General features: G+C 65.4%; 22 protein-coding genes and 1 pseudogene. 14 read left to right on the plus strand and 9 right to left on the minus strand.

Annotated elements, in window-relative coordinates; all coding sequences use genetic code 11:
* Window positions 1–7 precede the first annotated feature (7 nt).
* From trkA to FHR97_RS02610, 4 genes are read right to left on the minus strand one after another with little or no spacing between them, the layout of a single operon-like run.
* Window positions 8–1,381 (minus strand): Trk system potassium transporter TrkA, encoded by a 1,374-nt coding sequence (trkA, locus tag FHR97_RS02595; protein WP_183382193.1) that lies wholly within the window; start codon window positions 1,379–1,381, stop codon window positions 8–10.
* Window positions 1,378–2,091 carry a response regulator gene (locus FHR97_RS02600; RefSeq protein WP_183382194.1) on the minus strand — a complete coding sequence of 238 codons (714 nt, stop codon included), beginning with the start codon at window positions 2,089–2,091 and terminating at the stop codon, window positions 1,378–1,380. The genes trkA and FHR97_RS02600 overlap by 4 nt, the downstream gene beginning before the upstream one ends.
* Complete coding sequence (locus tag FHR97_RS20240) at window positions 2,081–4,075, minus strand: ATP-binding protein (protein WP_183382195.1); 1,995 nt, start codon at window positions 4,073–4,075, stop codon at window positions 2,081–2,083. The genes FHR97_RS02600 and FHR97_RS20240 overlap by 11 nt, the downstream gene beginning before the upstream one ends.
* Window positions 4,076–4,125: 50 nt before the next feature.
* The gene (locus FHR97_RS02610) at window positions 4,126–5,604 is read right to left on the minus strand and encodes a TrkH family potassium uptake protein (protein ID WP_246403748.1); all 1,479 of its coding nucleotides are present in this window, start codon (window positions 5,602–5,604) and stop codon (window positions 4,126–4,128) included.
* Between the two features lie 279 nt (window positions 5,605–5,883).
* Between FHR97_RS02610 and FHR97_RS02615 the strand changes: the two genes are divergently transcribed.
* From FHR97_RS02615 to FHR97_RS02625, 3 genes and pseudogenes are all read left to right on the plus strand, one after another.
* Window positions 5,884–6,126, plus strand: coding sequence for a hypothetical protein (locus FHR97_RS02615; RefSeq protein ID WP_221187641.1), 243 nt, complete (start codon window positions 5,884–5,886; stop codon window positions 6,124–6,126).
* Between the two features lie 367 nt (window positions 6,127–6,493).
* Window positions 6,494–7,315, plus strand: a complete 822-nt coding sequence (locus FHR97_RS02620) for a type IV toxin-antitoxin system AbiEi family antitoxin domain-containing protein (protein WP_183382196.1) — start codon at window positions 6,494–6,496, stop codon at window positions 7,313–7,315.
* 43 nt (window positions 7,316–7,358) lie between these two features.
* Window positions 7,359–8,181, plus strand: a pseudogene (locus FHR97_RS02625) (nucleotidyl transferase AbiEii/AbiGii toxin family protein).
* 190 nt (window positions 8,182–8,371) lie between these two features.
* Here the strand turns inward: FHR97_RS02625 and FHR97_RS02630 are convergent.
* The gene (locus tag FHR97_RS02630) at window positions 8,372–9,526 is read right to left on the minus strand and encodes an arylamine N-acetyltransferase family protein (protein ID WP_221187642.1); all 1,155 of its coding nucleotides are present in this window, start codon (window positions 9,524–9,526) and stop codon (window positions 8,372–8,374) included.
* On the minus strand, window positions 9,523–10,074 hold the full coding sequence (locus FHR97_RS02635) for an NADPH-dependent FMN reductase (protein WP_183382197.1): 552 nt from the start codon (window positions 10,072–10,074) through the stop codon (window positions 9,523–9,525). The genes FHR97_RS02630 and FHR97_RS02635 overlap by 4 nt, the downstream gene beginning before the upstream one ends.
* Before the next feature lie 117 nt (window positions 10,075–10,191).
* Between FHR97_RS02635 and soxR the strand changes: the two genes are divergently transcribed.
* The 10 genes from soxR to FHR97_RS02685 all read left to right on the plus strand — a co-directional run bounded on the left by soxR (window position 10,192) and on the right by FHR97_RS02685 (window position 20,824).
* Window positions 10,192–10,644, plus strand: coding sequence for a redox-sensitive transcriptional activator SoxR (gene soxR / locus FHR97_RS02640; protein WP_183382198.1), 453 nt, complete (start codon window positions 10,192–10,194; stop codon window positions 10,642–10,644).
* A gap of 339 nt (window positions 10,645–10,983) precedes the next feature.
* Window positions 10,984–12,072, plus strand: coding sequence for an ABC transporter ATP-binding protein (locus FHR97_RS02645; protein ID WP_183382199.1), 1,089 nt, complete (start codon window positions 10,984–10,986; stop codon window positions 12,070–12,072).
* A gap of 1 nt (window position 12,073) precedes the next feature.
* Window positions 12,074–13,174, plus strand: a complete 1,101-nt coding sequence (locus tag FHR97_RS02650) for an ABC transporter ATP-binding protein (protein WP_183382200.1) — start codon at window positions 12,074–12,076, stop codon at window positions 13,172–13,174.
* Entirely contained in the window at window positions 13,167–14,048 is an 882-nt protein-coding gene (locus FHR97_RS02655; protein ID WP_183382201.1) for a carbohydrate ABC transporter permease, read from the plus strand. The genes FHR97_RS02650 and FHR97_RS02655 overlap by 8 nt, the downstream gene beginning before the upstream one ends.
* 13 nt (window positions 14,049–14,061) lie before the next feature.
* Window positions 14,062–14,943, plus strand: coding sequence for a carbohydrate ABC transporter permease (locus FHR97_RS02660; protein WP_246403750.1), 882 nt, complete (start codon window positions 14,062–14,064; stop codon window positions 14,941–14,943).
* Between the two features lie 12 nt (window positions 14,944–14,955).
* Entirely contained in the window at window positions 14,956–15,228 is a 273-nt protein-coding gene (locus FHR97_RS02665; RefSeq protein WP_183382202.1) for a DUF2160 domain-containing protein, read from the plus strand.
* 227 nt (window positions 15,229–15,455) lie between these two features.
* Window positions 15,456–17,195: an ABC transporter substrate-binding protein gene (locus FHR97_RS02670; RefSeq protein ID WP_183382203.1), complete on the plus strand. Its 1,740-nt coding sequence runs from the start codon at window positions 15,456–15,458 to the stop codon at window positions 17,193–17,195.
* A 104-nt stretch (window positions 17,196–17,299) separates the two neighbouring features.
* A complete protein-coding gene (locus tag FHR97_RS02675) occupies window positions 17,300–18,979 on the plus strand; it encodes a glycerol-3-phosphate dehydrogenase/oxidase (RefSeq protein WP_183382204.1) in 1,680 nt (559 codons plus the stop codon).
* Between the two features lie 205 nt (window positions 18,980–19,184).
* Entirely contained in the window at window positions 19,185–20,426 is a 1,242-nt protein-coding gene (locus FHR97_RS02680) for a uracil-xanthine permease family protein (RefSeq protein ID WP_183382205.1), read from the plus strand.
* A 119-nt stretch (window positions 20,427–20,545) separates the two neighbouring features.
* The gene (locus FHR97_RS02685; RefSeq protein ID WP_183382206.1) at window positions 20,546–20,824 is read left to right on the plus strand and encodes a ribbon-helix-helix protein, CopG family; all 279 of its coding nucleotides are present in this window, start codon (window positions 20,546–20,548) and stop codon (window positions 20,822–20,824) included.
* On the opposite strand, the gene FHR97_RS20675 is transcribed toward FHR97_RS02685, so the two are convergent.
* On the minus strand, window positions 20,730–20,957 hold the full coding sequence (locus FHR97_RS20675) for an LPXTG cell wall anchor domain-containing protein (protein ID WP_425486062.1): 228 nt from the start codon (window positions 20,955–20,957) through the stop codon (window positions 20,730–20,732). The two genes, FHR97_RS02685 and FHR97_RS20675, sit on opposite strands and share 95 nt — an antisense overlap.
* Here FHR97_RS20675 and FHR97_RS02690 point away from each other — a divergent pair.
* Window positions 20,872–21,102 carry a type II toxin-antitoxin system RelE/ParE family toxin gene (locus tag FHR97_RS02690; RefSeq protein WP_246403752.1) on the plus strand — a complete coding sequence of 77 codons (231 nt, stop codon included), beginning with the start codon at window positions 20,872–20,874 and terminating at the stop codon, window positions 21,100–21,102. The genes FHR97_RS20675 and FHR97_RS02690 overlap by 86 nt on opposite strands.
* A gap of 107 nt (window positions 21,103–21,209) precedes the next feature.
* On the opposite strand, the gene FHR97_RS20470 is transcribed toward FHR97_RS02690, so the two are convergent.
* Together FHR97_RS20470 and FHR97_RS20605 are read right to left on the minus strand one after the other, a co-directional pair.
* On the minus strand, window positions 21,210–21,341 hold the full coding sequence (locus FHR97_RS20470) for a cupin domain-containing protein (RefSeq protein ID WP_281380441.1): 132 nt from the start codon (window positions 21,339–21,341) through the stop codon (window positions 21,210–21,212).
* A gap of 355 nt (window positions 21,342–21,696) precedes the next feature.
* Window positions 21,697–25,203 (minus strand): SNF2-related protein, encoded by a 3,507-nt coding sequence (locus tag FHR97_RS20605; RefSeq protein ID WP_183382207.1) that lies wholly within the window; start codon window positions 25,201–25,203, stop codon window positions 21,697–21,699.
* Window positions 25,204–25,274: the final 71 nt, after the last annotated feature.

Here is a 25,274-nt window from a genome sequence, read left to right on the forward strand (position 1 = left end):
GCCGCCTTCAGAAAAAACTCAAGCCAACCTGAAAGAGTCGTTCCACATCGCGGATACGGCGCTTGTCGATGACGAACAGGATCACGTGGTCTTCGGCTTCGACCACGACATCATCGTGGGCGATCAGCACCTCCTCGCCGCGCACGATGGCTCCGATGGTGGCCCCCTTGGGCAGGTCGATGTCGCCGATGGCACGCCCGACCACCCGGGAGGAGTGGGCATCGCCGTGAGCGATGGCCTCGATGGCCTCCGCGGCTCCCCGACGCAGCGAGTGGACGTTGACGATGTCGCCGCGGCGCACATGCGTCAGCAGGCTGCTGATGGTGGTCTGCTGGGGCGAGATGGCGATGTCGATCTCGCCCCCCTGGACCAGGTCCACATAGGCCGCGTTGTTGATCAGGGTGAGCACGTTGCTGGCCCCCATGCGCTTGGCCAGCATCGAGGACATGATGTTGACCTCATCGTCGTTGGTGAGCGCACAGAAGATGTCGCACCCTTCGATGTTCTCCTCCTCGAGCACTCGCTTGCTGGTCGCGGTCCCATGCAGCACCACGGTGCGATCGAGGCGTTCGGACAGCTGGGCACAACGCTCGAGGTCGCGCTCGATGATCTTGACCTGGTAGTCGTGCTCCAGGTGCTCCGCGAGGCGCTCGCCGATGTTGCCGCCGCCGGCGATGATGACCCGGCTGAAGTCCTCATGGCGACGACTCAGCTCGTACGTGACCGTGCGGATGTCGCGACGCGCGGCGATGAAGAAGACCTCGTCATCGGCCTCGATGACGGTGTCGCCACGGGGGATGAGCGGCCGATTCTGCCGGTAGATGGCCGCCACCCGGGTATCCACGTTCGGGAGGTGGCGCCGCAGGAAGCCCAGGTCCTGTCCCACCAGGGCCCCGCCGAAGACCGCCTTGATGGCGACCAGCTGAACCAGGCCACCGGCGAACTCCAGCACCTGCAGGGCGCCCGGATACTGGATCATCCGCCGGATGTGGTCGGTGACCACCTGCTCGGGGCTGATCAGCACATCGATGGGCACCGCCTCATGGGCGAACAGTCCCTTGCGGGTCAGGTAGGCGCTGGAGCGGACCCGGGCGATCCTGGTGGGCGTGCGAAACAGCGTATAGGCGACCTGACAGGCGATCATGTTCACCTCGTCGCTATTGGTCACCGCGATCAGCAGGTCGGCATCCTCGCAGCCCGCCTGGCGCAGCACCGCTGGGTAGGACGCGACGCCTTGTACGGTGCGGATATCGAGCCGCGTGTGCAGCTCCCGCAGGCGCGCCCCATCGATATCGACGACCGTGATGTCGTTCTCTTCATGTGCCAGGTGTTCGGCCAGCGTCCCGCCGACCTGACCGGCACCGAGGATGATGATCTTCATGCGTCCTCTCCCGAGGTGGTAAGCAGGCGGTAGCCGACCCCGGCTTCCGTCTGCAACAAGGCCGGAGATTGCGGGTCGTCACCGAGCTTGTGACGCAGCTTGCTGATCACGATGCGCAGATAATGGCTGTCATGGGCATGCACGGGCCCCCAGATCTCGCGCAGCAACTGTGTCTGGGTCACCACGCGGCCGGCATGGCGGACCAGCTGGGCGAGCACGGCGTATTCCTTGGGGGTCAAGTGCACCATGGCGCCATCGCGCAGCACCTGCCGGCTCTCGAGGTCGATGGCGACGCCCCCATGCCGGTAACGCGACGTCTCGGGCACGGAGGCGGCATTCTGGTGGCGTCTGAGTACCGCGCGGATACGCGCCAGCAGCTCGCGAATCCCGAACGGCTTGGTGACGTAGTCGTTGGCACCGTTGTCCAGGGCCCGCACCTTCTCGTCTTCCTGTTCCCTGACCGACAGGACGATCACCGGCACATCACTGTGCCGCCGGAGGGACTCCAGAATGCTCTGGCCGTCCATGTCCGGCAGCCCCAGATCCAGCAACACCAGATCGACACCGCCCGCCTTCGCCTGGTCGAGCCCCATGGTGCCCGAAGCGGCCTCGACGACCTCGAAACCCTGGGAACCCAGGCTGATCCGCAGGAAGCGGCGAATCTGGGGCTCGTCGTCGATCACCAGCACCCGGGGGCATTCAGTCGGCATCGGGGTCCTCCTCATGCGCCGACAGCGGGAGGCGGACCTCGATGGTGGTGCCCTGACCATCGGGGCCGGGCAGGGCGGCCACCGAGCCACCATGCGCGCCTATCATGCCTCGACAGATGGCCAGTCCCAGGCCACTGCCACGACGCCCGCGGTCGCCTTCGCCGCCGGTGACGAACATGTCGAAGACGGCATCTCGCTGTTCCGGGTCGATCCCCGGTCCTTGATCGGTGATGCGCAGGGTCAGCCAGTCGCGGTCCGCGGAGGGCTCGCCGTGGATCGCGATCCTGCCCCCCGGCGGGGAATAGCGTGCCGCGTTGTCGATGATGTTGACCAGCGCCTGCTCGATCAATGCCGGATGGACATGCAGCAAGGGCAGGTCTCCAGGCCAGTCACGCGCCACCGACAGTGCCTCGAGAGCGGGGGCGAGGCGCTGGAGGGCCGACCCCACCAGGTCATCCAGCGAGATCCAGTCGCGCTCGATCTTGAGCCGGCCCTGTCCCAGCCGGGTCATGTCCAGCAGGTTCTGGATGTAGCGGTCCAGGCGCTCACTCTCGCTCAGGATGCTGTCGAGCAGCTCGCGCTTGTCGTCATCCCCCAGCTGTTCATCGAGGTCACGCAACGAGCTCGCCGAGCCGATGATCGAGGACAAGGGCGTTCTCAGGTCATGCGACACGGAGGAGAGCAGCGCCGAGCGCAGGCGCTCATTCTCCTCCGATACCCGCGACGCGCTCAGCTCGTCGACGAGGCGGGTGCGTTGCAGGGCCATCGTCAGTTGCCGGATCAGGGCGTCGATCAGCGCCTCCTGGTCGGCGGTGGGAGAGGGCTGCAGCACGGCCAGCTTCAGGCCGACCACGCCCAGCAGCCGGCCATGCTCATGCAGGGGGATGAAGCGCCAAGGCAGCTCGCTCTGCTCGCCGGTGTCGAACCCACAGGCCTGCCGTGTCTGGCGGCACTGCTGGGCGGCGTCTTCCGCCGCCTGGTCCAGAGACACCCCCTCGGGCAGCGATTGACGGAGGGTCAGGGGCGCATGCGGGGCATCGGCCTCCAGAAAGATCACCGGCACCGAAAGCCAACGCTCCAGGGTGGAGACTCCCACCCGGCGTACCTGTCCCCAATCGGTCGCGATCGATAGCGCTCGGGCATACTGCAACAGCCGGTGGGTGTGTTCACGGTTCGCCCTCAGCGCCACCAGCCGCTGCCGCCCGCTGCCGGCCAGCTTGCCGACCACGATGGCGACCAGCAGGAAGAAGGTGACCGTCAGCAGCTGCTCCTGCTCTCCCACGACCAGCGAGAAACGCGGCCGAGTGAAGAAGAAGTTGAAGGCCAGGAAGCCGAGGATGGCGCTGGCCATGGCCGCCCGTGTTCCCGCCAGGGTGGCGCTGGCCAGGACGGCGCCGAGGAAGAGCAGCGACAGGTTGGCCAGCTCCAGCCAGGCCTCCAGGCCCCAGGACAGCCCCAGCGCGACCAGCGTGGTCCCGATGGCGATGGCGGGCTCCTGCCATCGCAAGGCCTGCCAGCGGGCTCGGGGGCGCCATCGCTCCCGTACGCCGCCACCGGACATGACGACCAGGTCGAAGCTGCCTTCCCGCCGGGCCAGCCGGTCGGGCAGGGAATGCCGCCAGAAGCGCCAGCCGGAGGGGCGCGACCGGCCCAGGATCAGGGTGCGAACCTTCTGGCTCTCCGCGTAGTCGAGCAGTGCCTCCGCCCATCCCTCGCCCTGTAGCCAGCGCGTATCACCGCCCAGTCGGGTCGCCAGGGCGAAGCCTTGCTCCACCCGGAGCCGGCGGGCGCTGTCATCCCGGGCCGGCTGCACATGGACGGCTCGCCACCGCAGGTGATCTCGCGCGGCCATCCGGTGCGCGGCCCGCACCAGGTCGCTGTCCTGGGCGCCGCCGCTCAAGGCCACCAGCAGCGATACCGGGGCCGTGCCTTGCGTCCGGTCACTCGCCGGGTGGTCCCGTTTTTCGGACAGCGTGCTGGCCATGGAGGACGCCTCTTGCAACGTATGAATCATTGGACCTGGCTCCCCGCGGTTCATCGACGCCAGAACATGGGGGTCAGGAGCACCAGGACGGTGAGGATCTCCAGCCGGCCCATGAGCATCCCGATGCACAGGAGCCATTTCGCGGCATCCGGCAAGGGCGCAAAGTTGCCGGACGGGCCGATGATGTCACCGAGCCCAGGCCCCACATTGGCCACGGCCGTGGCGGCCCCGGAGAGCGCGGTGACCAGATCCAGGCCCAACAGGGAGAGGCCCAGGGCCACGCCGGCGATGGTCAGGAAGAAGAAGAAGGAGAAGGCCACCACGCCACGCGTGATCTCATCGGTCAGTGATTGGCCATTGTAGCGCGACACGAAGACGCCGCTGGAGTGGGTGAGGAAGCGCAACTGGCTGATCAGCAGCAAGATGGCGACCTGGAAGCGGAAGATCTTCATGCCGCCCGCCGTGGAACCGCTGCAGCCACCGACGAAGGTGAGGTAGAAGAAGGCGACCGTGGCCATGGGGCCCCACAGAGTGTAATCCTCCGATGCATAGCCCGTGGTAGTGACCACCGAGATGACATTGAAGACCACATGGGTCAGGGCCTCGGTGGGGGGCGTGCCGAGCTGCATCCGCCATATCGCCAAGAACAGGCAGACGACCGTGAGCACCAACAGCAGCCCCCTGACCTGCTGATCCTTCCACAGGGCCAAGCCGTGGCCGCGCAACATGCGGATATACAGCACGAACGGCAGCGCGCCACCCAGCATGAACAGGCTGGCGAGCCACAGTATTCCAGGTGTCTCGGCGTAGGCGCTGAAGGAGGCATCGGTATTGGCGAACCCCCCGGTGGCCACGGAGGTCATGGCGTGGACGACGGCGTCCAGGGGCGTCATGCCCGCCAGCCAATACGTGACCATGGCGGTCAGCGTCATTCCGCAGTAGATCCCCAGGGTCGCCTTGGCGATGCCGCCGGTCCGAGGCATGACCTTGTCCGACCAGTCCGACGACTCGGTATGGAACAGTCGCATGCCGCCGACCTTCAGGAACGGCAGGATGGCGATGCCCATCACGATGATGCCGATGCCCCCCAGCCACTGCATGATGCCGCGCCACAGCTTGAGCCCATCGGAAAGCGTGTCGATGCCTCCCAGGATCGTGGAGCCGGTCGTGGTGATCGCCGAGACCGACTCGAACACCGCGTTGGTGAACGAGAGTTGGGGGGCGCCCAGGATGAGCGGCAGGCTGGCGAAACCGCTGACGCTCACCCAGCTCAGGGTCGTCAGCACGAACATCTGCCAGGGCTTGAGTTCAACGCTGGTGCGAAAGGTCATGCTCCAGGTGATGCCCACCGCGAGGAGGATAAAGAGGATGGAGAGACCGAACGCCATGGCGTCGGGATCCCCCTCGATCAGCAGCACCCCCCAAGGCAAGGTCATGAACAGCGCCAGGACCAGCCAGAGCACGGATACCGCCTTGAACACGGGCGCCCAGTGGCGAGTGCGTTCTTCGGCACGACGAGGAAAGCCCAACGTCCGAGACACTTGGATACTCCACAAAGTCCAGTCGCCATCATGAGAACACGCGGGGGCATAAAATTTCTGTAAAGATTCTCAGGCTAATAACGGGGCAGTCCACGTAGAGAAAAACAGGAACCATCCTGTCTCTCGTGACATAAAGAATGCGTAAAAACTTCCAGGAGAGCCTGGGGAGTGCTTGAGAATTTCATCGTTCTGGTCAAATCTTTGTGTCCATCTGGACTCTCCGGATAGAGAGTATCTTGATCTTCAAGTTTGAATGGCGAACTTTCCATGTGCCAAGATGAAAACTCGCTGACTTACCATGTCATGTCTGCAGGCGCCCAATCCGTCAGCCCAGAGGTGCGTCGAGCACATGCGGTATCTGCAGCAACGGAGTTGATTGCCATCAGGCTTCGCTCATCGACCGATGGCAATCTGGAAGAAGAGCTTGAAAAGCTGGACTCCTATGCCGATACCATCCAAGCCGCATTGCGGCATTCTCGCCTGAGTGACAAGGATCGAGAGGGTAAATAACGACAACCGTCACCGGTGGCCTCAATGACCGAAGTCAGCGCGTGACCCATCAGGTACGGTGATGCCATGCTGCGTCGCTGCCGGCTTCCACCGCCGAAGACCGAGCGGCCATCATGATGATGCGAACCACTCTTCGCTTTCCTGCAGATCGGCAACGGCAAGCGTTGCTCGCGACACCCCTGCCTACCTGAAAAACGTGCTGGCTCGGCTGCCGACGCAGAACGCCAGCCGGAGCCACAAACTCCTGCCTCACCACTGGTCACACGGTTTTCCGAATTGCGTACTAAGGCACTATTAGTGAGTATTTATGCGTTCTCGCAAACCTCAGGCATTGCCAGGAGTTTATGACAGGCGTATATTGCTAACTATGAGTGAGCAATATACAAGGCGCATAAACCGCCTGATGGCCAACCTGGGCGACACCACCCTGGCTTCCAGCCGCTGGCTGAGGGCCCATGGCTACTCCAGCAGCCTCGTCAGTCGTTATGTGGCTAGCGGCTGGCTGGAGTCGCCGGCACGCGGCGTCTACATGAGGAAGGGTGGGCGACTCCTGTGGGAGGGCGTGGTGCGTTCTCTCCAACTCCGGGAAGGGCTGTCGCTTCATGTGGGCGGACGCTTCGCACTTGCCTGGCAGGGGTATGAGCATTACCTGCACCTAGGCGAAGGAGATGTAGTGACACTGTATGGCTCTGACCGGCTCCCGGGATGGGCTGCCAAACTCCCGATGTCCGAACGATTCGAGGCATGCGGAAAAGGCCCCTTCGATCTCCCCGCGCTTCGTTTCACATCCGAGGTGCCGGACCGTCAGCTAGCTGATCAAGGCTTCGTCAGGCGGGAGACCAGCTTCGGAGAGGGGCCCATCGCCTGCTCCACGCCAGAGCGGGCCATGCTGGAGCTGTGCAATGCCCCTCCGGACGCAGCCTTGATCTATGAAGCGGATGCGCTGATGCAGAGCATGACGACCTTGAGGCCGCGCCGGATCGGCATGCTGCTGCGTCACTGCAACAGCATCAAAGCCAAGCGCTTGTTCCTTGCGCTGGCGGAAAGGCACGAGCATGCCTGGCTGCCCCGGGTCCCGATGGATGACGTGGATCTAGGCCGCGGCAAGCGATCGTTGGTGCCTGGAGGGCGGCTGCATCCCACCTATCTGATCACGCTACCGGGAGACTTGGATGAGCACTTGGGATAGGCGCTATGCCGACCGTGTGCAACTGTTGGTCGACATCCTGCCCATGTTGGGGCGGGACCCGCGCTTCGCCTTGAAGGGTGGGACGGCGATCAACCTATTCGAGCACGATCTGCCCCGGCTGTCGGTGGACATCGACCTGGCATGGCTGCCGGTACATGATTTCAACCAGGATTCAGCCCTCATCGCCGACTCGCTGGAGACATTGGCTGGCCTCCTGCGGGCTCCCCCGCTTCGGTTGCAGGTGCAGCTATCGCGTAGCCGGGGGGGCCGGGGTATTACCCGACTGGTGGTCAGCCGCGATCGTGCACGCGTACAGATCGAGACTTCACCGGTAATGCGCGGGACTGTGCAGCCAGGTTCTCGCATTCGCTGACCTCTATGCAGGCAAGCTGTCGGCTGCGCTGTCGCGGCAGCATCCGCGCGATCTATTCGATATCGGGTTGCTGCTGCAGGATGAACGGGCGGACGCCACGCTATGGCGCACCTTCCTGGTCTACCTGACTTGCAGCCCCAAACCCGCTTGGGAAATGCTGGCGCCACGAGAGCCCGAGAATTTCGAGGCGATATTCAATACCCACTTCAGAGGGATGACCGCCGTGCCGGCGAGCACGAACGGTCTCCTGGAGACTCGAGCCCAGCTATTGGCGTGGATTTCTGGCTGGCTGGATGAATCGTCTCGCGATTTCCTGCGATCCGTGGAATCCGAACAACCGGATTTCGGGCTGATCGGATTGCCTCAGGCGCAGGCGTTACCCGGGGTGCGTCGCAAGCTACACAACCTGTCCCGCCGTTCACGGGCCAAGCGGGAGGCCGATAAGCTGGAGTTGGAGCGGATGCTGGCGCAGGTGGCTGAGCGAGTAACTTGAGATATGCCGCGGCAACTGTTCCGAGGTAGTCGCAGTGCCTGGGCAGCTGTCTGGTGGGAGAGCGAGCGTCGAGGGGCTTATCACCAGTGCCCCCTATTGTGGCGTGGCTCGGGTATCCTCCCGCTGCCGATCGATGAAGGCGGCAAGATCCAGGGCGGTCATCTGTTGACCGCCCTGGCGCAGTGGCTGGCTAGGCTTCCTCTGCGGGTTCCGTATCACTCGCGACGGCTTGCTGGATCGCCGACCGCCACGCCGGCTGGACGGGCAGGGAGAAGGTCTCCCGCAGCGTCGCCTCGATACCGTCAACGTCCAGCGTCTGCCGATGGATTTCCCCATCCGGCCGGCGAATGGTCAGGCGGTCGTTCAGCAAGGTGAATCGCCCCGCCGAGGTCGTCCTGGCCACCATCAGCGAGCGCTTGAACGGCGAGCCTGGATGGGTGGCCGTATACCAGTTGAACGGCTCGAAGTCGGCGGCCAGCTGCGGCTCGGTGGAGAGCTCGTACAGCGACCACCATGGGTCGCTGGACCGAGACTGGACCATCAGGCTGTCCCCGAAGGGGAGCACCCGGAAGGTCTCGTGCCGGGTGGCCTGGGGAGTCACGGTGTCCATGCGCAATGGCGCCGACGGCCCCCACCCGCCGAATCCCACGTCGACCAGCCATGGTACGGCGTCGATCGTCACTCTCAAGGCCATGTGGGATCTCGGCATCGGGGCTGCACCGGGCGGCTGCCCCCAGCGGACACGGGCGATGAGGCCATCGACCTCGAATCCCATCGCCATCAGCACGCGTTTCATCAGTCCGTTCTGCTCGTAGCAGTAGCCGCCTCGCCCGGAGGCGATCAGCTTCCGGTCGACCGCGACCGGATCGAGGTCGACGCCGTGTCCGAGCAACACGTCCAGGGCCTCGAACACGATGGCGGCCGAATGCAGCTCCACCAGCGAGTGCAACGTTTTCAGCGTCGGCGTGCGCGGCCCCCGGTAGCCGATACGCTGGCAATACGCATCCAGGTCCACCGGCGGCGCGCAAGGGCCATCCTCCAGGGCGGAGAGGATCTGCCACGCTGCTCGCGGCGCAAAGGTGTCGAGCAGACGGACGTAAGGGTTCTGCGCCGAGTAGACCCGTTTCAGCCGATCCTTGATCCGCGCCGGTATCCCTCTTCCGAAGGCGATCAGGTCGAACCCATCGGCGTGATAGCGGACTTCGGCAGCCTCCGGCTCCACCGTCCCGGTGACCTGAAGACCGGCGTCGGCGAGTTCGGCGCACACCGTCTCCATCACCTCCTGGGCACGCCCGAGGACCAATACCCGGACACCGCCATGCCCCGTTATCGTGAAATCACTCATGTCACAGCCTCCTGATAAGTGTGGGCCTGACGGGCATGTGCCAGGGCGTTCGCCCACCATTGCAGGCGTGCCAGGAGCGTCTTCATGGCGCGGGACGGGCGTTCCGGTTCGATCATGGCGCCGTCCTCATCGAACTGGCTCCACACGTTGGGCAGAATCACCGCGTCGCGAAGCCCCACGGCGTGCAGCTCCGCGAATACCCCACGCAACTGCTCCACGGCGCGAATGCCGCCGGAAGCCGCACCGTAGGAGACGAAGGCCACCGGCTTCGCCTGCCATTCCCAGAAGTGGCTGTCGATCAGGCTCTTCAGGGCACCGGGAAAGGAGTGGTTGTACTCGGGGGTGACCACGATGAAGCCATCGGCGGCGTTCAGCTTGTGGTCGTGGGCGCCCTCGTCCTCGGCGTCTCGCCCCGCAGGGTCTATGACGTCGACGGCGAAGGCCTGCCACTCGCTCAGCTGGCTCTTGACCCAGCTCACCACCGTATCGGCCATACGGCCATCACGCACGCTGCCGTAGATGACGGCGATTCGGATCTTCTCTTGCATGGCGTTCGACTCCTCTTGTGGGGATATGCAGGAGTCGTTTTAAGACCTCAAGTATTGTTGAGGTCAAGGGCCGAATGGTAGATTCGTCGCATCATCCACTCGAGACGAGAGGCAGTCGTGGCTTCCCAGGGCAAGCGCAGGATCCGACGTGAGCTCAGCGTGGGGGAGGTGGCCAGCCGAAGCGGTGTCGCGATCTCCACCCTCCACTTCTACGAGGCCAAGGGCCTCATTCGAAGCTGGCGCAATCAGGCCAATCATCGGCGCTATTGCCGGGATGTGCTGCGCCGGATCGCGGTCATCAAGGTGGCCCAGCGAGCCGGCATTCCCCTGGGGACCATCCGCGAGGCGTTGGCACAGCTACCGGATCAGCGGACCCCCACCGCCGAGGACTGGCAAAGGCTCTCGGCCCAGTGGAAGGAAGAGCTCGACGCCCGCATTACCAAGCTCACCGAGCTCAGGGATCAACTCGGCGGTTGCATCGGCTGCGGGTGCCTGTCGATGGAGGACTGCCCGTTGCGCAACCCCTGGGACGAACTCTCGGAACGGGGCTCGGGCCCACAGCTACTGTAAGCGGTCCACGACCCCCTCTTTTCCGCAACTCGCGACGCTGCCCTCGGCGGTGTCGCTCTCCCCGCAATATGATTTATTTCTGATGTTCGAATACGCTCAGTAGCGAACATTTGTCTCTCGGCCGCGCCTTTCTAGCGCGGCAGGATGACGGCCTTGGACAAAAGTTCAATGTCGGCACAAAGATTTTTGAAAACAATGGATTAAACGATCATGTCCGGGATTTTTCACGGCGCGCTGCCCGTTTTCGGTTATTAACATTTGTGGCGGTATGCGAATCTCGGCTAGGGTTCCCTCAGTCGTTTCCGAATACCGTCAACAACAACGAAAGCCGAGAACTGTATGTCCCTGATCCTTGAAAACATCGATCGTGTGGTCGGCGGTGACACGCACATCGCGGGGGTGAGCCTCGAGCTCGAGCCCGGCTCCTTCAATGTGCTGCTGGGCCGCACCCTGTCCGGCAAGACCACGCTGATGCGCCTGATGGCCGGTCTCGACACCCCGACCCGGGGCCGGGTGCTGATGGATGGCGAGGACGTCACCGGCCGTTCGGTGCGCAAGCGCAACGTCTCGATGGTCTACCAGCAGTTCATCAACTACCCGAGCCTCAGCGTCTACGACAACATCGCCTCGCCGCTCAAGCTGGCCAGGGTCGAGAAGCGCGAGATCGATCGGCGGGTCCGCGAGATCGCCGAGATGCTGCATATCGAGGCCTTCCTGAATCGCCTGCCCCTGGAGCTGTCCGGCGGCCAGCAGCAACGCACCGCCATGGGCCGGGCGCTGGTCAAGGACGCCGATATCGTGCTCTTCGACGAGCCGCTGGTGAACCTCGACTACAAGCTGCGCGAGGAATTCCGCGAGGAGCTGCGCGCGGTGTTCAGCGAGCGCAACTGCATCGCCGTCTACGCCACCACCGAGCCCGCCGAGGCCCTGGCCCTGGGCGGCAACACCGCGGTGCTCCACCAGGGGCGACTACTGCAGTACGGTCGCACCGAGGATGTCTACCATCGCCCCCGGGACATCCTGACCGCCGAGATGTTCTCCGAGCCGCCGATCAACATCGTCGACGGCATCGTCTCCGGCGCGGAGGTCACCTTCGACAGCCGCCTGCATTTCCCCATCAACGACGACCTGCGCTCGCTGCCCCCCGGGGAATACCGCTTCGGCGTGCGGGCCTCGCACATCTCGCTCACCCGCCGGGCCGAGGACGACATCGAGGTGCCGATGATCGTCGACCTGGCCGAGATCAGCGGCTCCGAGACCTTCCTGCACGTGCACAACGAGAGCTTCCACATGACGGTGCATCTCGAGGGCGTGCACGAGTTCCCGGTCGACGCCTCCGTCACGCTCTACTTCCCGACCCACAAGGTCTATGCCTTCGACCGGCAGGGCGCCGTGGTGCATATCCCGACCCACCTGGGAGGCCTCTGAGATGGCCGAGATCACCCTGAAGTCCCTGGCCCACACCTACCTCGCCGACCCCGGGTCGCCCGAGGACTACGCCATCCGCGAGATGAACCACGTCTGGCACCAGGGCGGGGCCTATGCGCTGCTCGGGCCTTCCGGCTGCGGCAAGTCGACCCTGCTCAACATCATCTCCGGCCTGCTGGAGCCGTCGAGCGGTGACGTGCTGTTCGACGGCGAGCGGGTCAACGCCCTGCCGCCGGAGGCGCGCAACATTGCCCAGGTTTTCCAGTTCCCCGTCATCTACGACACCATGACGGTCTACGACAACCTGGCCTTCCCGCTGCGCAACGTGAAGACCCCCGAGGCCCGGGTCCACGAGCGGGTGATGGAGGTCGCCGACGTGCTGGAGCTGACGACCAAGCTCAAGCGCAAGGCCAAGAACCTCACCGCCGACGAGAAGCAGAAGGTCTCCATGGGCCGCGGGCTGGTGCGCGACGATGTCTCGGCGATCCTCTTCGACGAGCCGCTCACCGTGATCGACCCGCAGCTCAAGTGGAAGCTGCGCCGCAAGCTCAAGGAGATCCACCAGCGCTTCGCGATCACCATGGTCTACGTCACCCACGACCAGCTCGAGGCCTCGACCTTCGCCGACAGGATCGCCGTGATGTACGAGGGGCAGGTGGTGCAGTTCGGCACGCCCCGCGAGCTCTTCGAGACCCCCAACCACACCTTCGTCGGCTACTTCATCGGCAGCCCCGGCATGAACTTCCTCGATGTCGCGCTGCGCGACGGCCGGGTGATGGCCGGCGACACCGCCTTGGCGGTGGGGCAGGGCATGCGCCGGGCCATCGATGGCGCCCGCTCGAGCAACGTCAAGCTGGGCATTCGCCCCGAGTTCATCGAGGTCCACGAGACCCCGGTGGAGGGCGGCATGGAAGCCAGCGTCGAGCACGCCCAGGACCTCGGCACCTACTCCATCGTCTACCTCAAGCTCGGTGACACCGCCCTCAAGGCGCGCATCGAGGAGGACCAGCCGACCCCGACCGGGCGCGCCTACCTGCGCTTCCCCGACGATCGCCTCGGCCTTTACGTCGACGAATACCGCGTGGAGATCGATCATGACTAAAGTCCAGAACAACCGCGCCTGGTGGTTGATCCTGCCCATGCTGCTGCTGGTGGCCTTCTCGGCCATCATCCCGCTGATGACCGTGGTCAACTACTCGGTCCAGGACGTCTTCGACGCCAATACCCGCTTCTTCACGGGCACCGAGTGGTTCAGGGAGATGCTCAACGACCCGGCCCTGCAGGCGGCGGTGCTGCGCCAGTTCGCCTTCTCGCTGACGGTGCTGGCCATCGAGGTCCCGCTGGGGATCGGCATCGCCCTGCTCATGCCCAGGAAGGGCTGGCAGGCCTCGGCGGTGCTGATCCTCGTGACCATGCCGCTGCTGATCCCCTGGAACGTGGTGGGCAGCATCTGGCAGATCTTCACCCGCGGCGATATCGGCCTGATGGGCTGGAGCCTGCGCGAGCTGGGCTACGGCTACAGCATCACGGCGAGCCCGGTGGATGCCTGGGCGACCATCATCCTGATGGATGTCTGGCACTGGACGCCGCTGATCGCGCTGCTCTGCTACAGCGGCCTGCGCTCGATCCCCGATGCCTACTACCAGGCCGCGCGCATCGACCGCGCCTCCAGGTGGGCGGTGTTCCGCTACATCCAGCTGCCCAAGCTGACCAACGTGCTGGTGATCGGCGTGCTGCTGCGCTTCATGCACTCCTTCATGATCTACGCCGAACCCTTCGTGCTCACCGGCGGGGGGCCCGGCAGCTCGACCACCTTCCTCAGCCAGTCGCTGACCACCATGGCCATCGGCCAGCAGGATCTCGGGCCCTCGGCGGCGTTCTCGCTGATCTACTTCCTGATCATCCTGCTCGTCAGTTGGGTGTTCTACACCGCGATCATGAACATGCAGAAAGACAAGCAGGAAGGGGAGGCCTGAGATGACCGATTCGATGCCCACCACACCCGAGGCCGTGCGCAAGCGCGCGGCGACCACCGATGCCCGTCGCCGTCGCCAGGCGCGCCCGCTGGCTCGCCAGTGGCGCAAGCGCGGCCTGATGGCGGCCTATATCGTCTTCGTGCTGCTGCCGATCTACTGGCTGCTCAACATGTCCTTCCAGTCCAATACCGAGATCCTCGGCGGGCTGACCCTGTGGCCCGAGGACTTCACCCTCGAGCACTACGCCAGGATCTTCACCGACTCCAGCTGGTACATGGGCTATGTGAACTCCATCACCTACGTGGTGATGAACATGGCGATCACCATCGTGGTGGCCCTGCCGGCGGCCTATGCCTTCAGCCGCTACCGGTTCATCGGCGACAAGCACCTGTTCTTCTGGCTGCTGACCAACCTGATGGCCCCCCCGGCGGTGTTCCTGCTGCCGTACTTCCAGCTCTACTACACGGTCGGGCTCTTCGATACCCATATCGCCGTGGCCCTGGCGCACTGCCTGTTCAACATTCCGCTGGCGGTGTGGATCCTCGAGGGCTTCATGAGCGGCGTGCCCAAGGAGATCGACGAGACGGCCTTCATCGACGGCTACAGCTTCCCGAAGTTCTTCGTCAGGATCTTCATCCCGATGATCAGCTCGGGGATCGGCGTCACGCTGTTCTTCCTGTTCATGTTCTCCTGGGTCGAGCTGCTGCTGGCCAGCACCCTGACCGCCACCAATGCCCAGCCCATCGCCTCGGTCATGACCCAGACCAAGGGGGCCTCGGGGATCGACTGGGGGGCGCTGGCCGCCGCCGGCACCCTGACCATCCTGCCGGGCATCGTCGTCGTCTACTTCGTTCGCAACCACATCGCCAAGGGCTTCGCCCTGGGCCGGACCTGAGGAGGACACGCCATGGAATGGATGGTCTGGACCACGCCGACCATGCTCTTCTTCTCGGCCATCGCGGCCATGCTGGCCGGGATGACCGCCTGGGAAGTCGCCTCACCCTCGATCGAGCGCAAGGGCTTCCTGCCGATCGCCACCACGCGGGGAGACCGGCTGTTCATCGGCCTGCTCTCCGCCGCCTACATCCATCTACTGGTGGTGGGATTCACGCCACTGAGTATCTGGATCGCCCTGGGCGCCTCCATCCTCTGGATGCTGGCGTTGATGCGCTGGGGCTGACAGCCACGCATGGAACCGAAGGTTCACGGACGAACGACCATATCAATCCAGGGCAATGCAATTGGTTATCGAGGGGGACGGGGACAGGTCGAAGAGGGGGTCCTACGCCAGGGACGGCGTCGGTAGCGCCCAGGGAAGGGTTCACAGCGCCCCCTCGCAGACCTGTCGACGGACCAGCCCCGTACGACCCGTACGAATAGCCCTGCACAACAAACGAAGAGGTCAATATGCAAGCGACAACAATGCGACGCTCCCTGCTGGCGGCCGGTGTCATGCTGGCAAGCACCGCCCTGCACGCCGACAATCACGACGCCCGCGCCATCGCCGAGCGGCTGGTCGATGAGCACTTCCAGGACTCGACGCTGACCCGCGAGCAGCAGATCGAGGAACTGCTGTGGTTCGCCAAGGCGGCCGAGCCGTTCCGCGGCATGGAGATCAACACCGTCGCCGAGGGCCTGACGACCCACATCTACGAGCGCGACGTGCTCGCCGAGGCCTTCGGCGAGCTGACCGGCATCGAGGTGACCCACAACATCATCGGCGAGGGTGATGTGGTCAACAACATGCAGACCCAGATGCAGTCCGGGCGCAACATCTACGACGCCTACGTCAACGACTCCGATGCCATCGGCACCCATATCCGCTACGGCACCACCGTCAACCTCTCCGACGCCATGGCCAACGAGTGGGCGGACTACACGCTGCCGACCCTGGACCTCGAGGACTTCATCGGCCTGCAGTACGGTACCGGGCCCGACGGCAGCCTCTTCCAGCTTCCCGACCAGCAGTTCGCCAACCTCTACTGGTTCCGCTACGACTGGTTCCAGCGCGAGGACCTGCAGAACCAGTTCCGCGAGCGCTACGGCTACGACCTCGGCGTGCCCACCAACTGGACCGCCTACCAGGACATCGCCGAGTTCTTCACCGAGCACGTCGGCGAGATCGACGGCACCAAGGTCTACGGCCACATGGACTATGGGCGCCGGGATCCGTCGCTGGGCTGGCGCTTCCACGACTCCTGGCTGTCGATGGCCGGCATGGGCAGCCCCGGGGTGCCCTTCGGCCATCAGGTCGACGACTGGGGGATTCGCGTCAACGAACAGAGCCAGCCGGTGGGGGCCAGCGTCAGCCGTGGCGGCGCCACCAACTCGCCGGCCGCGGTGTTCGCCGTCACCAGGATGGTCGACTGGCTGGACAAGTACGCCCCGCCCGAGGCCAGCGGCATGACCTTCGGTGAGGCGGGGCCGGTGCCGGCCCAGGGCAACGTCGCCCAGCAGATGTTCTGGTACACCGCCTTCACCGCCGACATGACCGACCCGGGCCTGCCGGTCACCGAGGACGATGGCACGCCCAAGTGGCGCATGGCGCCGTCGCCGACCGGGCCCTACTGGGAGGAGGGCATGAAGGTCGGCTACCAGGACGTGGGCGCCTGGACCTTCTTCGACTCCACCCCCGAGGACCGGCGTACCGCGGCCTGGCTGTTCGCCCAGTTCACGGTCGCCAAGACCGTCTCGCTGGAGAAGCTGATGGCCGGCCTCACGCCGATCCGCCGCTCCGACATCTTCTCCGAGCAGATGACCGAGATGGCACCCAGGCTCGGTGGCCTGGTGGAGTTCTACCGCAGCCCCAACGAGTCCCAGTGGACGCCGTCCTCCACCAACGTGCCGGACTATCCGCGCATGGCGCCGCTGTGGTGGCAGAACCTGTCGCCCGCCGTCAGCGGGGACATCTCGCCCAAGGAGGCCCTCGACAACCTGGCCGGCGACCTGGACAGCATCATGGCGCGCCTGGCGCGGGCCAAGGTCTTCGAGACCTACGCCCCCAACCTCAACGAGGAGCGCGACCCCGAATACTGGCTCTCCCGGGACGGCTCGCCCAAGGCCGAGCTGGAGAACGAGATGCCGCAGGGGACCACCGTGCCCTACGACGAGATGATGGAGGAGTGGATGGCCGCCGGCTCACGTTGATCGGGCCCGCCGCTCGGCGGCGGGTAACGACACCCGTGTGAACGGTTGCCTGACCCGCTCGGTGCACGCCGGGCGGGGCCCCTTGCTTCCACGAAGGGCCAGACATGCAACTACGACAGACCAATCTTCGCAAGCTGCCCGAGCCGGTGTTCGACGTGCTGGTGATCGGCGCCGGCATCAACGGGGCCTCCGCCGCCGCCGCGCTCAGCGGCAAGGGGGCGCGGGTGGCGCTGATCGACCGTGGCGACTTCGCCGGCGGCACCAGCATGCAGTCCTCCAACCTGGTGTGGGGCGGCATCAAGTACATGGAGAGCGGCGACTTCGCGCTGGTACGCAAGCTCTGCAAGAGCCGCAATCACCTGATCGAGAGCTATCCCTCCACGGTGCAGGAGATCCGTTTCCTGACCACCATCGACAGGGGCTTTCGCCATCATCCGCTCTATCCCTGGGCCGGCACCTGGCTCTACTGGCTGATGGGCAGCGGCTTCACCCGCCGGCCGCATTTCCTCAAGGCCTCCGACATCAAGGCACGCGAGCCGATCATCGACACCGACGACGCCCTGGGCGGCTTCGAGTATTCCGATGCCTACCTGCACGACAACGACGCCCGCTTCGTCTTCAACTTCGTGCGCGGGGCCCTGGACTTCGGTGCCGTGGCCGCCAATTACGTCGAGTCCCTGGGCTCACGGCGGGAGGGAGACCTCTGGGTGACCCGGGTGCGCGACGTCATGCACGGCGACACCTTCGAGGTCCGCTCGAAGGTGCTGATCAATGCCGCCGGCCCCTGGGTCGACCGGCATAACCGCCTCTCGGGCCAGCAGACCGAGCATCGACACCTCTTCTCCAAGGGCATCCACCTGATCGTGCCGCGCCTCACCGAGCACCGTCGGGTGCTGGCCTTCTTCGCCGACGACGGGCGGCTGTTCTTCGTCATCCCCATGGGCGCGCGCACCTGCATCGGCACCACCGATACCCGGGTCGACGCGCCCGAGGTCGAGGTCACGGACGACGACATCCAGTTCGTGCTCGACAACATCAACAAGCGCCTGGCGCTTCCGACGCCCTTGAGTACCGCCGATATCATCGCCACCCGCTGTGGCGTGCGGCCGCTGGCGGTGAAGTCCAGCAACGGCGGCGAGCGGGACTTCCTCAACCTCTCGCGCAAGCACGCCATCGACATCGACCGCGAGGCCCGTCACCTGAGCATCTTCGGCGGCAAGCTGACGGACTGCCTCAACGTCGGCGAGGAGGTGGTCGAGGCGGTGGGGCGGCTGGGGGTGAGGCTGCCCTATCCGGACGATCGCTGGTACGGCGAGCCCGATGCGTCGTTACGCGAGACCTTCATGCACCAGGCGCGCCTGATGGAGCTGGACGCCATGACCGCCGCCCATGCCTCCGAGCCGCTGAGCCTGCGGCTGTGGCGGCGCTACGGCGCCCAGGCCCTGGAGGTGCTCGAGGACATTCGCCAGGACCCGCGCCAGGGCGAGGTGCTGATCGCGGGCACCGAGTACCTGCGCGGCGAGCTCGAGCTGACCCGGCGCCGCGAGATGGTCACCCGGCTCGAGGACTTCCTGCGCCGACGCTCGAAGATCTCCCTGGTGGTGCCCCAGGCGACCATCCGCACCTCGCCGGGGCTGCGCGAGGCCTGCGACATCCTCTTCGGCGACGAGGCCGAGGCCCGCATGGCCGAGTACTTCGCCGACGCGCCGGTGCCGGTTCTCAATGGCAATGGGCGCCGGGGACAGGCCGAAGAGGAGGTCCTACGCCAAGGATGGCGTCGGTAGCGTACAGGGAGGTATTCACAGCGCCTCCTCGATGGTCCGGCACCCCGGGGCCAGTCGCCGGAAAAGCCCACCGTCCAAGTGCCAGGCCGTGGGGTCGCTTGTCACTGGCGTCGTGGCTCGTCCGGTTCCTGGAAAGCCCCAAAGGGCGGAGAGGCTGCTAGAATGCCGCGCGATGCCACTGCCCGCTGTCCAGGAGCCTACCCCCATGTCCGATACCTCGGCGGCCGCCCCCCTGCCGGTCGATTCCCCCGTGCGCACCCTGCTGGTCGGTGCCCAGATGCTGTTCGTGGCCTTCGGCGCCCTGGTGCTGGTGCCGCTGCTCACCGGCCTCGACCCCAACGTGGCGCTGTTCACCGCCGGCGTCGGCACCCTGGTCTTCCATGGCGTGACGCGGGTGAGCGTGCCGGTCTTTCTGGCCTCGTCCTTCGCCTTCATCGCGCCGATCCAGGGCTCGGTGGCCAACTTCGGCATCCCCGCGACCCTCGGCGGTCTGCTGGCGGCGGGCCTGGTCTACGTGGCGATCTCGCAGCTGGTGCGCCTCAAGGGCACCGCCTGGCTGCATCGCCTGCTGCCGCCGGTGGTGGTGGGGCCGGTGATCATGGTCATCGGCCTGGCGCTGGCGCCGGTGGCGGTGGACATGGCCACCGGCGAGACCAGCGAGGCGATCGGCTACGGCCCGGCGATCTTCCTGTCCATGGCGAGCCTGCTGGTGACCCTGGTGCTGGCGGTGTTCAGCCGTGGCCTGATCCGGCTGGTGCCGATCATGGGCGGCATCGTCGTGGGCTATGGCCTTTCGGTGCTGATGGGGGTGGTCGACTTCACGCCCGTGCACGAGGCGGCTTGGCTGGCGCTGCCCGAGTTCGTCGCGCCGAGCTTCCACTGGGCCGCGGTGCTGTTCATGCTGCCGGTGGCCATCGCCCCGGCGGTGGAGCATATCGGCGACATGGTGGCCATCGGCTCGGTGACCCGCCGCAACTACCTCGAGACGCCGGGCCTGCATCGCACCCTGCTCGGCGACGGCCTGGCCACCAGCGTCGCGGCGCTGGTCGGCGGGCCGCCCAACACCACCTATTCCGAGGTGACCGGGGCGGTGACCCTGACCCGGGCCTTCAATCCCTGGATCATGGTGACCACCGCCTGCATCGCCATCCTGCTGTCCTTCTTCGGCAAGCTCGGGGCGGTGCTGCAGACGATTCCCGGCCCGGTGATGGGCGGCATCATGACGCTGCTGTTCGGCTCCATCGCCGTGGTCGGCATGAACACCCTGGTGCGCGCCGGCAAGCCGCTGACCGCGCCGCGCAACCTGGTGGTGGTATCGCTGATCCTGGTCTTCGGCATCGGCGGCATGCAGTTCGGCGGCGGGCAGTTCACCCTGCAGGGCGTGAGCCTCGCCGCCCTGGTGGGCATCGTGCTCAACGGGGTGCTGCCCAGGGTCGAGGAGGAGTAATCGAGGGCAGGATCCCGGCGAAGAAACGCTCTGAGCATGGTTGAGCACTACATCACCGTCGACCGCCACTCCAGGTCGGACTATAGTGATGGGTATTACCTCTAGCTATGGAGGACGGAGTGGCATCGCCAACATCCATCAAACTCGACGAAGACCTGAAGGGGCGGCTCCAGCACCTGGCCAATGCTCGCCGTCGATCGGCGCACTGGCTCATGCGTGAGGCCATCGAGCAGTATGTGGATCGCGAGGAAAAGCGAGAAGCTTTCAGGCAAGACACGCTCAGGGCCTGGGAGGACTACCAGGCTAGTGGCCTTCACGCGCCCGCTGACGAAGTGGAAAAGTGGCTGGAAAGCTGGGGAACGGATAACGAGCTTCCGGTCCCGGCCTGCCACGAGTGATCTTCGCCCCGGCAGCGATCCGTGATCTGGAGAGACTGCGCGATTTTCTGCGACCGAAAAACCCGGCAGCAGCTGCGAGAGCCGCAAGAGCCATCATCCAGGGCGTCCAGGCACTCGAAGAGCTGCCACATATCGGGCGTCCCGTTGACGGCTTGCCCCAAGTATACCGGGACTGGCTCATTGAGTACGGTGACAGTGGCTATGTCGCCCGATACCGCATCGACGGTGACACCATTGTAGTGTTGACCATCCGTCATCAAAAGGAAGTCGGCTTCTAGCTGTATCAAGCATATCTTTCGGATACCCATAAAAGCCATCAGAATGAATCCACGATCCGATCCTTGATTCCGCATTGCCAAGCGCAGGCACTTTTCAGACATTGTGCTTAGCCATGGTGCAGCGCCTCTCCGCCATCGGAGAACGACGGCGGGGTGTTGGCGCTGACGATCACGCACTCCCGGTCGCCGACGTTGCGAGAGCGGTGGGGCAGGCGCGAGTCGATGTCGGCGTCATCCAACGCTCAGTCTCGCCAGTCATCGGGAAGCGCCTTTGCTCCCTTGCCGGCGTGACTGGCGGGGCCATGGCCCTCCCTGCGTCTCAGGGCCACCAGATTCAAAAGCAGGCCGATATCTTGACTTTTCATATTCTCACCAAGTCACCAAGTCACCATGTCCCGTGTCCTGGGACACGGGACATGGCTGATGGGGCGCCATTCTATTGTCAAGGAAAAAACGTTCGGCGATATGAATGGCCAAATAACGTGAGCCCGCACCGGCCAAGGCTTATGACCCACCTCGAGGGGGCAATGCTCTATCGAACGTATCTGCTGAGCCAGGGGCCGGGGCGGCGACGTGGAAACGGGGAAACACGCTTCATGCCACCGGCGCGAACAGCAACGCCAGATCCTCCTCGTCGAACAGCGGCCCGTCACCCTGACGCTCTGCACCGCCCTCCAGAATCGACGCCGCCAGGTCCGCCTTGCGCGCCTGCAGGTCGAGGATGCGCTCCTCCACGGTGCCGGCACACACCAGCTTGTAGACGAACACCGGGTTCTGCTGCCCCATGCGATGGGCGCGCCCGGTGGCCTGGGCCTCCACCGCCGGGTTCCACCAGGGATCGTAGTGGATCACGGTATCCGCGGCCGTCAGGTTGAGCCCTGTTCCGCCGGCCTTCAGGCTGATCAGGAACACCGGAATCTCGCCCTGCTGGAACAGCGCCACCCGCTGGGTGCGGGTCTTGCCCGGGGTATCACCGGTCAGCGTGGTATAGGGGACGCCGTCCTTCTCCAGAGCCTGGCCGATATGCCCGAGCATCTCGGTAAACTGCGAGAAGATCAGGATGCGCCGCCCCTCCTCGATCAAGGGCGGCAATAGCTCGCGAAGCTGCACCAGCTTGGCCGAACGCGTGACCTGGCGGGCGCTGTCCAGCTTGACCAGCCGTGGGTCACAGCACACCTGGCGCAGCTTGAGCAGCGCGTCCAGCATCACGATGCCTGAGCCGGCCAGGCCGCGCTCGGCCACCGCCTGCTGCACGCGCCGGTGCTGGGCCAGGCGCAGGCTCTCGTAGAGTTCGCGCTGGACGCCGGTCAAGGTAATCTCACGGCGAGACTCGGTCTTCTCCGGCAGCTCGGCCAGCACCTGCTGCTTGGTGCGCCGAAGCATCAGGGGCGCGATTCGCCGCGTGAGACGCGTGCGAAGGGCGACATCCCCCTCCTTCTCGATGGGCGTGCGGAAACGCTGGCCAAACCACTGCTGGCTGCCCAATGCCCCCGGGGCCACGGCATCCAGCTGGGCCCACAGCTCGCCCAGATGGTTCTCCAGCGGCGTGCCGGTCATGGCCAGGGCACGCCTGGCGTTGAGCTCGCGCACCGCCTGGGCGGTCTGGCTGGCGGCATTCTTGATCGCCTGGGCCTCGTCGAGCACCAGCAGGCCGAAGTCGTGCTCGCGCAGGTGCGCCAGATCCCGGATCAACAGGGCATAGGTCGTCACGACCAGGTCGGCCTCGGGGAGTGCCTCTTCGAGCTGGCGTTCGCGCTTGGCCCGACCGCCTTGCAACGCCATCACCTCGAGCTCAGGAGCGAAGCGTGCCGCCTCGGTGCACCAGTTGCCGACCAGGCTGGTGGGGGCGACGACCAGCGTGGGCCTCTCGAGCGTGCCTCGGGCACGCTCATCGAGGACGTGGGCCAGCACCTGCACCGTCTTGCCGAGCCCCATGTCGTCGGCGAGGATGCCGCCGGTGCCGAGCTCGGAGAGGAAGCGCAGCCAGGCCAGTCCGCGCGCCTGGTAGTCACGAAGCTCTCCTGCGAAGCCGGGTGGTTTGGGCAGGCTGTCGGGCAACGCACGCAGGCGCCGGGCCAGGGCGGTCACATCCTCGCGCCCCGTCCAGCGCTCGTTCTCGGCCAATGGCGCGACGTTCTCGGCCGCCGTCAGCGGGAGCTTGAGCGCCGCCTCGGGATCGCTTTCATCCCCCAGCCAGTCGAGGATCGGCGCCATCAGCGCGCGCAGCCTGGCAAGCGGCAGCACCAGCCGCCGGTTGTCCGGCAGGCTCAGTGTCCAGGTGGCGTCTTCCGCTTCCCCCTCGGCTGGCTCAAGCGGGAAATCCGCACGCTTGAGCAGCTGACGCAGGATCGGCAGGAGATTGAGCCGCTCCCCTTCGACCTCGATATCCAGCGCCAGATCGAACCAGCCGTTGCCGGCCGGCTCGAGCTCGCCGTGCCACGTATCCGGTTCGAGGAGGATCGGTTCCTCGGGGAAGTCGTCGCCGAACTCGACCAGGCAGCCGGCCTGGCGCAGCCGGGCGATCATCTCCCACCAGCCATCGGGACCCGCCAGGTGGGTCGGCCACTCCGTAGCGCTGGCCGGCGGCGTGCCATCGATGGGCAGCAGCAACGTCCAGGTCGGCAACTCCAGATAGTCGGGCAGCGCATCGATCTCGCTCAGTTGCTCCAGAGTCACCATGCCCGGCGGCAGGGAATGCACAAGGGCCAGCTCCGCCTCGGGGTCACGCCGAATCGTCAGCCGCTGCCCATCACGGTACCCCTTGGCGGTCTCGCCTTCCTCGGGCGGCACCTCGATGCCGTCATAGTCGAAGCCGACCACGGCAGCACCGGCCTGTATCCAGCGCGGTAGCGGCGCACCGTGGCGGAACCCGATCTGCCCCTCGGCCACCTTCATGGTCACCTTGATTCGCGGCACCACGTCTTCCAGCGTCTGCTCTTCCACCCGGCTCGGCGCCGGCAACTGGTCGGCCAGCGTCGGGGACTGACGAAACCGTTCGCCCAGCCAGTCACTGATCTCCGGCGGCAGCGGCGGTGCACGGCGCAGCCTGGTCAACAGCTCGGGAGAGCCGTCCATGCGACCGAACTGGCCACGCTCGGGATCGAGATAGCAGAGCTGGCGTCCCGCCCTGGCGATGACCGCTTCGGGTGAGAGAACGCCTAGCGGGTCCGTTGACGGCTGCAGGCGCTGAATCCCCTGATCATCCGCCTGCCAGCTGGGCACCAGTCGACAGGCGGGACCATGGGCCAGCTGGATCCCGGTCTGCTTGCGGTAAAACAACAGCGGCGGCTCATCGCTCTCCAGTAGCGACCACAGAGCCCGGGCCTGAAAGGGGTGCGACACCAGCGCCCACATGCGCTGAGTGCTCGACCAGGGCATTTCGACCTCGCCGTGCATCAGCTGATCGATCGCCTCCTCCTGTTCCGCCACCCAGCCTTCCGCGGGGGCCGGCAGTAGCTCCCCCGAGGGGCCTGCCTCGATCCCGCGTGGTGAGACCCAGCCATTACCGCGGCTCCGCTGCCTGGACGGACGCAGCCACACGGGGAGTACCGCAAGCACGGGCTGGTTACCCAGCCGACCGCCGCTATCCAGGAAGAGTCCCAGCCGATACTCGGCGCCGACGCGATGGTCATCGAGCACCGGTTCGGGTGGTTTCTCCAACTGCCCGATCCAGTCGTCCCAATGCTGCTTGAGCCGCTCCTCCTCGCCCCCTCCTGGTGTCGGCTCAGGGTGAGGTGGCCGACGCGCCGCGACTGCCTCGGGGCTTGCCATCTGGTCAAGGAACGCCTGGATCAGCGCGACCGCATGCTTGCAGCCCATGCCCACCGGGCAGCTGCAATCGGTGAACAGCTCCTCATCCTGGCCGAGGACATCGATCTCGACCTCGGTCAGGTAGGGCCGCTTGCGGCTACCCTCCACCTCGCCCGTCAGCATCACCCGCTCGTCTTCACGCTGCAGGCGCAACGCCCCCGGCACGCGCCGCTGCCTGGCATAACGCTTGCCGCGCTGCAACGCACCGGGATCGAAGCAGCTCTGCCAATCGTGCTGGTGAAGGGCGATGAACAACGCCAGGGAATCGTTCGCAGGAAGAGGATCAGACACGGGCATCCCTCAAGGACTGAACAACGGCGCTATTGGACAGAAGACGTCAAGACTTGGCAACCGTAGCGGCC

Origin of the sequence: Halomonas stenophila (assembly GCF_014192275.1) — a bacterium.
In the GTDB taxonomy this organism is placed as follows: Bacteria; Pseudomonadota; Gammaproteobacteria; order Pseudomonadales; family Halomonadaceae; genus Halomonas; species Halomonas stenophila.